Consider the following 9,322-nt stretch of genomic DNA (forward strand, 5'->3'; position numbering starts at 1 on the left):
TCGGCCACTTCCTGCAGAAACAGTGAGAGTTCGTCGTCATGAGACACGGCAGGCTCCCCGCATTGGAATGAGCGGGCATTATAGCGGGGGAGTCGGGGTCAGAAAATGGGGGCACAACTAGCCAGTCTGGAGGACCACTGTCAGTCGTGCCGGACAGGCTGTCGTTGCCGGGCAAGCGTTAACAGGCGATCGCGGGACCGCCTGACGAGATGTGTTACTGCTCCTCTTTCGGCGGCTTGGCATTTATCACCTTGTAGATGAAATAGGCCGCGTAGGAACTGATCAGCAGGAAGGTACCGATAATCACCAACATGGACATGAGCCCCACGCTGTTGCCGAACATCAGGTTCATCCAAAATTCCATCTCATGCACTCCTGTCATCCCATTGATGACAAGCATGATAGATACCTCTTTGGGAGTGATGAGATGATCTCGATCAAGTCCCTTGGTGGTTATTTAATCGGCGGCCGGATCTGTGAGCCATCTCGCACTCGGCTAACCCGCTGGGCAGAGCCAGCGCTGCGATGGGGCATCAATCGGTTGCCGTGCGTGGGCCCGGTGCTGTGAGTGGAGTGATGCGCCATCCCTGTTGCTCTAGCAGGGCGATCAGCCCCTGGTCACCATAAAGGTGCAGGGCGCCTACCACAATAAAGCTCTCGTTCGGCAGGGTAGGCCACTTCTTCAGCCAGTTGTGGTTGCGCTCCGCCAGCAAGGTCTGCTCCAGCCAGGCTTGCAGCTTGGGTGGCGCCATCTCGGCTTTGAGCAGGTTGACCAGGGCTGCCTGATCCCCCTGCAGCCATGCCTTCATCACGTCGCGAAAGCCGGTTTCGAGCTGGGGCAGCTCATCCAGGGTGCTTTCCAGCATCAGGGTCTGGTTGTCACCGACACTGGCGAGGTAGCCGAGCTGTTCGAGCAGGGTCTCGAGGCCGATGATGGGCTTGCCGCTCTCGGTGGCGCGCTTGGCGAAGTGTTGATCCACCCCGAGCGCGCTGCTGAAATCGGTACGTTCCAGCGCCGCCTGGGTCAGAGTGATGGCCGCAAACCAGGGGCGCAGCGGGGCGATCATGTGCTCGGTCAGGCCATTCTGGCCGGCGGCTATGAGGGTGCGTTGATACAGATCGAGCGGCACGTGATCCTTGAGGGTTTTGCCATCCACCAGCCGGGTGATGGCGCCCATCTCCTGCCACTGCGTCTGGCTGATGTGGGTGAGATCGACCTCCATCACCAGGGCACGGCTTTGTTGCCAGGCGTGTTCGACGGGATCGGGCAGCGGATAGAGCGAGGGTTTGCCCGCATGAATGGAGCCCAGCAGCCAGTGCTGCTGGTCACCCTTGCTCACCCGATAGAAGGCGGGGTCGGCAAAGGCGGTCAGCGGCAGCAGCAGGCAGAGCAGGAAGGCAATCAGCGTGCGGTGAAATTTCATGAGGCACCTTATGTTGGCGGGATGGCTTCTCTTCATAACATTAAGCCCTATGATAAGTCCTCATTCGTCACAGCCAAGAGGTTTCCCATGCCCCATCTTCGTTTTCGGGCCGTTTCCGTCGATACCCTGCAGCAGATAAGCACGCCTTTGCTGGCGGATCTGTGCGCCCTGACCGGCGGCAAGCCCGAGTTTGTCACCCTGGAGCGGGTCGAGAGTACCTGGGTACGCAGCGGGGCGGTCGAAGCCGGTTTTCCGTTTGTGGAGCTGGTCTGGTTCGAACGACCGCAGGAGCTGCAAGATGCCGCTGCGGCGCTCATCACCCGCCATCTGAAGGCGGTGCTGGGGGAGCAGACCTATGTGGTAGTGCAGGTGCTGCCCATCGTCAAAAGCCACTACTACAGCGATGGTCAGCACTATTGAAAAGCGGGTAAACAAGATAGGCGCGTCGGGTTACGCCACTAACCCAACCTGGGTTGCTTGATGCCCATGGCCGCTAACCGGATCAGGCCGACTTGGCCAGGATCCTGTCGAGCCAGCGGCTTGGCAGCAGGCGGCGCAATACCGCAAACAGCCGGGTCGGGAAGGTGACCGGGTAACGATGCTTTGGCCGCTTGCTCTGCAGCGCGTGCAGCAGCGGCGGGATGCAGGCTTCGCTTGGCAGCGTGAAACCGCTGGTGGCTCCCTCTTTTTCCAGCCGGGTCAGGGTCTGGCGATAGGCGCCCTGATGGCGGCTCTGGGCCGGATCGATATGGCGCACGAAGGCGGCGTGGGCATTGGCGCGAAAGCGGGTATCGATGGGGCCCGGTTCGATCAGGCTGATGTGCACGCCGCTGCCTTCGAGCTCCAGACGTAGGGTGTCTGTATATCCTTCCAGTGCAAACTTGCTGGCGTTGTAGGCGCCGCGATATTTCATGGCCACCAGCCCCAGCACCGAGCTATTTTGCACTATGCGTCCCTCTCCTGCGGCCAGCATGGCCGGCAGTATCTGGCGGATCAGGTGGTGCCAGCCAAACAGGTTGGTGTCGAACTGGGCACGTAGCGCCTCGGTGGGCAAGTCTTCCAGCGCACCGGGCTGACCATAGGCGCCATTGTTGAACAGACCATAGAGACGGCCCCCGGCCAGGGCCAGTGTCTCTGCCGCCCCTCGCTCTATGCTGGCGGTGTCCGCCAGGTCCAGTTGTACAGCCAGCAGACCCTGCTGTTGCAGCTGTGCAACATCGTCGGCCTTGCGGGCGGAGGCGATCACGGTAAAACCGTGCTGACCCAGCGCCTGCGCGGCAGCGAGGCCAATACCACTGGAACAACCGGTGATCAGAACAAAACGGGGCATGATGGCGTCCTTGTAACTGCTGACAGAAGCGTGCGGGCAGGATAGCGCGGATAAAAACCTTATCCGGCTCGCATGTTAGCCTGCCACCCGGAAAAAAGAAAACCGGGCCAAGTAGCCCGGTTTGCTGACATCGTAATATGCCTGATTACATGATGGTAAGTGGCATGATGATGTGGAATTTGACGTCACGCTCGGAGGTAAATACGTTTGGATAGTCAGTCCAACCTTTCCAAGTGGATGGCAGATCGTTGTTATAGTCGGTGTAGTGCAGTTTGAACAGGGTGCCTTTCAGCTTGCCATCTTGGACTGTGTAGCTGACATCGAAGTTAGCTGCCCACTCTGTATCTCCTTCGGCAACTTTAGTGCCATCACCTTTCTCCATATCCCAGCCGTAAGCACCGGATACACCGACAGACCAGCCAGGCGCACCAACCAGGTCATCCAGAGAACGCGTTACGCCGAAGAACAGTGCTTTTTCGTTGTTGGCGTTCCAGTCGGAGCGGGAATCCCACCAAATTTCGTTAGCACCCTGGGAGTTGCCGTAGCCGCGGGTCAGACGGGGCAGGTAGTTGCCTTCAGCCCCTTCCGCTTTGGTCCACAGACCTTCCAGACGGAAACCGTACTGAGCGTAGCTCCAGGCGGCGGTCAGGGCTTGTTGCCATGCCAAGCCATCATAAGTCTCTACAGGACTACCAGAGGCATTTTTGTAAGTCTCAGTCTCGGAGCCATAGAACTGGTAGCTGGTTGAGAGGCCTCCCAATACGTCAAACTTGTGAGCCAGTTTGGCGTGGTAGCTATCCATATAATCTGCAGACTGGCCGAAGGAGCCGGTAATGGCCGTGCCAGTCTCAAAGGTGTAACGAGCAGCAACTGCATGGATGTAGTCGATTTCGTTTTCTTTATCGAAGGTATTACCCCAAGGCCCGCTCCACGCTTTACTTTTGTAAAAGCCCTGAGTTTCTTTGAACCAGGGAGCCTTGTATTCATCGGCGATAGCGTAGGTCAGATAGAGACCACCAAGGTTACCTTCAATTTGTCCGCCCCGGTAAGTACCAGGTTGATAAGACCAGTTAACGCTAATTTGGCCAGGAACATACAATTGGGTATAGCCAGCTTTTGCGGTCACACCTTCAATCAGCTTCAACTTAAGAGCTGCGTTTGTCAGGCTCGCACCATTTTCAGATTCGGTGTTGCTGGTTCCCCAAGCTCGTCCCCAGAAAGAGAATTCATTCTCGGCGTTGACAGGGTTACTTTCATCAATGGCTAAGTCATAGGCAGTGAATCCGCCCAAGTCTAAACCCACCACGTCCCATGCATAGCCGGAGGTAAAGTTAAGGGCTGCTTGAGCAGTAGCATGGCTCAAGTTGGAGCGATATTTTCCGGTGTTCTCTGCAGGTACGACACCAGAGTCAACACGAACACGATCACGTTGGAAGTAGAACAGCCCGCCGGTCAGCTTGGCATCATCGGTAAAGGCTTCATAAGATTTGCCATAAGTTGGGCTCATCATATCCTGAGCTGCCAACGCCATGCTGGGGGTGACCAAGGCGGCAACAACCGCCGCGCTTAATGCAGCACGCTTGAAGATCACGTTTTCCATTTTTATAGCTCCTGATTTTATGGACTTAGCTTTTTTGTCCGGCAGTCAGGCGATGGCCCGCCGCTCGGTATTGGCATTGCAATCAAAAACCCCGTAGGGCAAAAAATTACTGGTCGTTCGTCTGCGGCCGCGACGTCTTGGCGTATGTGCGGTGGGCAGTTCTGTTCATCACATCATGTTATTTTTTGTGTTCCGATTCTTGGCTATCGGACAATGCCAAGAGTACGTTCGCGGTGCGAAATATCAATGAAAAGTTCCCGCCAAGTTTCAAAAATATGACAGAGTGCAAATAATCATGGATCTTGTCATGGACACCCGCAGCCCGCTTATATCGGCGCTGATAGCCATATTCAGGTGAAATTGGTCGGAGACTTGGGCGGATCTTTTGCAAGGGGCGTCACTTTTTTCGTTAACCTGTATGCAACAGATAATTTTGTGCCAAAAAAAAAGATATGCCCCCGCGTTGGGGGCGGGAGCGGGGGACTCATAAGAGAGATAGGACGGGATATTCAGACCTGATGGCCGAGGCAGGAGAGATGGCGTTTTTATGATTGCCACTTCATAGCGGTGCTGTCATGACAACGAAGGCGCGGCGGGCTCCTTCTGCTTGCGGGCGGCAGGTGACTTGCCCAGCATGCCGAGCAGGGCCCCCCCCATGATGAAGGCCCCGGCCAGCAGGTGACGGGGCGTCAGCTGTTCGCCATTGAGCAGCACCAGCAACAGGGTGCTCAGCAGCGGCGTCAGATAGGCCAGTGCCCCGATGCGACGGGGATCTCCGTCTCGCAGCGCCAGATACCAGGTGACGAAGGCCGCCCCCATGGGGCCGAGCGCCAGCCCCACGATCAACCACCAGTCGCGGGTGGGGATCTGTTCGAGGGGCAGCGGTCCCTCCAGCCACAGCGCAAGCAGCAGCGCCAGCAATCCGGCGGGCAGGCAGGCCGCCGCCGTCACCACAGCCGGTGCGGGTGGCAACCGGCGGGAGAGCACAGAGTAGGCACCCCAGATGATGGCTGCGCCGAGCGCCAGCAAGTAGCCGGGCAGATAGGCCTGTTGCAGCTGCAACTCGCCGTTGACCATCACCAGCACGGAACCGGCCAGCCCTAGCGCACCGGCCAGCAGGTGGCGAGCATGGAGCGGATGGCCCGGCAGCAGCAGGGGGGTGAACAGTATGATGCACAGGGGCCACAGGTAGTTGATGAGGTTCGCCTCCAGCACCGGGGCGTGGCGAAAGCTCATGAACAGCAGCAGATGGTAGAACAGCAGCGCCGCAACCGTGACCAGCCAGGTGATGGGGCTAGCCCGCCACTGGCGCCAGAACGGCAGGGCACCGGCGCCGCAGAAGAAGAGCACCAATCCCACCAGAACCAGAGGTGACACGCTGGCGATCCGTGAGGTGAGCGCCGCCAGTGAGGCCCACAGCAGTATGGTCAGCAGCGCAAAACCGGTGGACTTGTCCCACCAGGAAGAAGCAGACATCCAACACTCCTTTGCAAGATGAATAAAAAGAGGGCCAGTCTAGCAGACGGACCCTCCCTCCTGACCATCCCTGTTTTGGTCTGGTTATCGACTATTTACCGTTTACTACCGCATTGGCAACGGGGGTAATTGGCTGACGCCTTACTCCCCAGATGATCAGCGCCAGTACCACCAGTGGCAGCAAGGGGTCGAGCAAGGTGCCGCCCGAACCGAACAGCAAGTTGAGCAATGCCACGCTGGTGCCGCCAATGGCCCAGGCTATGGTGGTGGGGATGGACCAGACTACCATCTGTTGTTTGACATCCGAGATACCCATCATGCGGTTGACCACCCAGAACAGGCTGTCGTTGAAGTAGCCGAAGAACAGCGACCCCATGGTGGCTGCCTGGGCTGCCAGCAGCATGTTGACCCCCGGGATCTGGGCCAGTATGGGCGCAGAAATAGAGGCCGCTGTCACCATGGCCACTGTACCCGAGCCCTGGATCAGGCGCACCAGGGTCGCCACGATGAAGGGGATCAGGATGGGGGAAATGGGTAGCTGGGCGATCTGCTCGGCCATCTGCTGGCCCGCACCGCTGTCACGGAGCACGGCACCCAGGGCGCCACCGGCACCGGTCACCAGCAAGATGATTCCGGCCGATTGCAGCCCCTCTTCCAGGCGGGCGGCGGTGGCGTGGCGATCCATGTGCGGTACTAGTGTATAGACAGCCAGCAGCACGCTGATGGCGAGCGCTATGATGGGGGTGCCGATGAAGTTGACACCCTGCACCAGAGGGTTGGCGGCCAGGCCGTCCATGCCTTCCAGGGTGGCCAGGGTGGTGAAGATGGCCTTGAGGAAGATGAGCACTATGGGCACCAGGATCGGTAGCAGTGACAGGGTCAGACTGGGCAGGCTCTTGCCCTCCTTCCCCTGGATGTACTGCTCGTAGGTGGACTGGAGTTCATCCGGCGTCTTGGTGACCTGGGCGGCGAACTCGGGGTACTTCTTGTCGAGCCACTGGGCGTAGAAGACGATGCCGAGCACGCAGGGGATGGCCAGGGCAATGCCCATCAAGAGCATGGCGCCGATGTCCACGCCAAACAGACCGGCGACACCGAGGGGACCCGGGGTTGGCGGCACAGTGTGGTGGGTGACCACCAGCCCCCCCGCCAGCGCTACGCCCAGGGTGAGCAGGGAGCGCTTGCCGCTTTTCGCCAGCGCCTTGGCCACCGGATAGAGGATGACGAAGGCAGAGTCCACGAAAATGGGGATGCTGACGACGTAGCCCGTGATAGCCAGGGCCCACTCCTCGCGGCGTTTGCCGAGCCACTTGATGAAGCTGTAGGCGATCTGTTCGGCAGCGCCCGACACCTCCAGCAGGCGTCCCATCATGACGCCGAGGCCGATGACGATGCCGATGCTGCCAAGGGTCGAACCAAACCCCTGGGTGATGACGGTGAGGGTCTTGTCGATGCTCATGCCGCCAGTGATCCCGGCGATGCAGGCCGCGGCCAGCATGGCGATCAGGGCGTGTACCCGGGTACGCACTACCAGAAAGACCAGCACGAAGACCGCGATGATGAGTCCGATGATGGGGGTTGGTATGGTGCTCATGATGCCTCCTGCAGGTCATGGGTCATGAAACAGTCGATGATCCCGGCAAACGTCCTGTCTGCCATGAAGCCGGATGCCAGTGCCCGGCTGTTGTCTATTTGTCCGGGCCAGCTGGCGACGATGCGCTCGATGGCCGGGTCATGGGCAAAACTGACCTTGTCACGGGCCGCCTGACCACCGGCCTGGGTGAGTGCGTCCAGCATCTCGCCGACGGTGACGCTGATGCCGGGCAGGTTGATGCTGCGGCCATCCCCTCTGGGCAGCGTGGCAGCCAGCAGGAAGTTGTTGACCACGGTGGCGGGGCTCGAGAGCCAGAGGCGAAGCGCTGGGCTCACCGGGCAGGTGGTTTGTTCCCCCTGTAGCGGTTCGCGAATGATGCTGCTGACAAACGATGAGGCGGCGCGGTTAGGCTTGCCGGGCCGCACACAGATGGTGGGCAGGCGCAGTGCCAGGCCGTCGACGTAGCCCTTGCGGCTGTAGTCGTTGACCAACAGCTCCCCCATCGCCTTCTGGGCGCCGTAGGAGGAGGTCGGGGTCAGTGCCGTGCCGTCGTCTACCACCTCCGGCAGCGGGCCGCCGTAGACGGCCAGCGAGCTGGTGAACACGAAGCGGATGTCTGGGCGGGCCTGGCGGCACGCCTCCAGCAGACTGCGGGTGGTGTCCAGGTTGACCCGCCAGCCGAGATCAAAGTCTTGTTCCGCATGGCTGCTGACGATGGCGGCAAGGTGATAGACGATGGCGGTATGTTTGCTTATCAGCGATTCGGCCACTCCGGGAGCGGTCAGATCCGCCTGCAGGCAGCGTACTCGCGGGTCGGCCAGGGCTTGTGGCTCCTGGATGTCCACCAGCAACAGCTCGCTGAAAGAGAGGGAACTGTGCAACAGGGCATGAGCCAGCTTCTGTCCCAGAAAACCGCCTCCGCCGGTGATAATGATCTGCATCTTGCTATCCTCAGACTCGTTCGTGTTTAGGGTTGTTATTGTTGTGCCAGCCAGGCCAGGCCTTGCCGGGTATTGCCTCTGGGGTTGTATTCACAGCCGATCCAGTCGTGGTAGCCCGCCTGCTCGAGCACCTTGAAGAGGTGCGGGTAGGCGATTTCCCCTTCGTCTGGCTCGTGACGGTCCGGCACCGAGGCGATCTGGACGTGGCCGATGGCCGGGCCCAGTTTGCCGATGAGGCGGGTGAGATCCCCGTCCATGATCTGGGCGTGATAGAGATCGAGCTGCACCGCCACGTTGGGTCTGTCTATCTCCTGCACCAGTGCCAGGGCATCGAGCTGATGGGCGAGGAAGTAGCCGGGCACGTCCCGATCGTTGAGCGGTTCGAGCAGTACCCTGATACCGTCTTTGGCCAGGAAATCGGCGGCGAAACGGAGGTTATCGATCACGGTTTGGCGGTGGGCTGCCAGAGTGTGTGCCGGGTCGACGATGCCGCTCATGGCGTGCACCTTGCGACAGTCAAGGGCCAGGGCATAGTCACGCACGGTGGGCAGGTGAGCACGAAATTCGGCTTCTCGCCCCGGTATGGCGGCCATGCCGCGCTCCCCGGCCGCCCAGTCACCCGGCGGCATGTTGAACAGCGCCTGGGTCAGACCGTACTGCTGCAACTGGCGGGCGAGCTCGGCGGCCGGCCACTCGTAGGGAAACAGGAACTCCACCGCCTCGAAGCCAGCCTCGCGGGCCGCCGCGAAGCGTTCCAGAAACGGCAGCTCGGTAAACAGCATGGTGAGATTGGCGGCAAACTTGCTCATGGCTTCAGACTCCTCAATTCGTTGATCTCGGGCTCGCTCAGATAGCGGATCCGCTGGCCGTGCAGCAGCAGGGCGAGGCGGGCCGTCTCTTCCAGCTCCTCCATGTTGTTGACCGCGTCGACGAGATCCTTGCCGGTGACCACGGGAC

General features: G+C 59.9%; 9 protein-coding genes. 1 reads left to right on the forward strand and 8 read right to left on the reverse strand.

The genetic code is table 11. From position 1 onward, the window contains the following. Window positions 1-214: 214 nt before the first annotated feature. Both AAC083_RS01095 and AAC083_RS01100 read right to left on the reverse strand, forming a co-directional pair. Window positions 215-400, reverse strand: a complete 186-nt coding sequence (locus AAC083_RS01095) for a DUF3149 domain-containing protein (protein WP_108537844.1) — start codon at window positions 398-400, stop codon at window positions 215-217. A 133-nt stretch (window positions 401-533) separates the two neighbouring features. Continuing rightward, the gene (locus tag AAC083_RS01100; protein ID WP_108537845.1) at window positions 534-1,424 is read right to left on the reverse strand and encodes a TraB/GumN family protein; all 891 of its coding nucleotides are present in this window, start codon (window positions 1,422-1,424) and stop codon (window positions 534-536) included. Between the two features lie 87 nt (window positions 1,425-1,511). On the opposite strand from AAC083_RS01100, the gene AAC083_RS01105 reads away from it, so the two are divergent. Then, window positions 1,512-1,844 carry a DUF1904 family protein gene (locus AAC083_RS01105; protein ID WP_108537846.1) on the forward strand — a complete coding sequence of 111 codons (333 nt, stop codon included), beginning with the start codon at window positions 1,512-1,514 and terminating at the stop codon, window positions 1,842-1,844. A gap of 82 nt (window positions 1,845-1,926) precedes the next feature. Here the strand turns inward: AAC083_RS01105 and AAC083_RS01110 are convergent, their stop codons facing one another. The 6 genes from AAC083_RS01110 to otnI all read right to left on the reverse strand — a co-directional run bounded on the left by AAC083_RS01110 (window position 1,927) and on the right by otnI (window position 9,174). Next, complete coding sequence (locus AAC083_RS01110; protein ID WP_108537847.1) at window positions 1,927-2,754, reverse strand: SDR family oxidoreductase; 828 nt, start codon at window positions 2,752-2,754, stop codon at window positions 1,927-1,929. Window positions 2,755-2,899: 145 nt separating this feature from the next. Further along, window positions 2,900-4,354: an OprD family outer membrane porin gene (locus AAC083_RS01115; protein WP_108537848.1), complete on the reverse strand. Its 1,455-nt coding sequence runs from the start codon at window positions 4,352-4,354 to the stop codon at window positions 2,900-2,902. Window positions 4,355-4,927: 573 nt separating this feature from the next. Beyond that, window positions 4,928-5,830 carry a DMT family transporter gene (locus AAC083_RS01120; protein ID WP_108537849.1) on the reverse strand — a complete coding sequence of 301 codons (903 nt, stop codon included), beginning with the start codon at window positions 5,828-5,830 and terminating at the stop codon, window positions 4,928-4,930. A 91-nt stretch (window positions 5,831-5,921) separates the two neighbouring features. Further along, window positions 5,922-7,424: a GntP family permease gene (locus tag AAC083_RS01125; RefSeq protein ID WP_108537850.1), complete on the reverse strand. Its 1,503-nt coding sequence runs from the start codon at window positions 7,422-7,424 to the stop codon at window positions 5,922-5,924. Then, window positions 7,421-8,365 carry a D-erythronate dehydrogenase gene (gene denD, locus AAC083_RS01130; RefSeq protein WP_108537851.1) on the reverse strand — a complete coding sequence of 315 codons (945 nt, stop codon included), beginning with the start codon at window positions 8,363-8,365 and terminating at the stop codon, window positions 7,421-7,423. Before denD ends, AAC083_RS01125 begins: the two co-directional genes overlap by 4 nt. A gap of 35 nt (window positions 8,366-8,400) precedes the next feature. Next, on the reverse strand, window positions 8,401-9,174 hold the full coding sequence (gene otnI, locus AAC083_RS01135; protein WP_108537852.1) for a 2-oxo-tetronate isomerase: 774 nt from the start codon (window positions 9,172-9,174) through the stop codon (window positions 8,401-8,403). Window positions 9,175-9,322 lie beyond the last annotated feature (148 nt).

It is taken from the genome of Aeromonas sp. HMWF014 (assembly GCF_963878295.1).
Lineage (GTDB): Bacteria > Pseudomonadota > Gammaproteobacteria > Enterobacterales > Aeromonadaceae > Aeromonas > Aeromonas popoffii.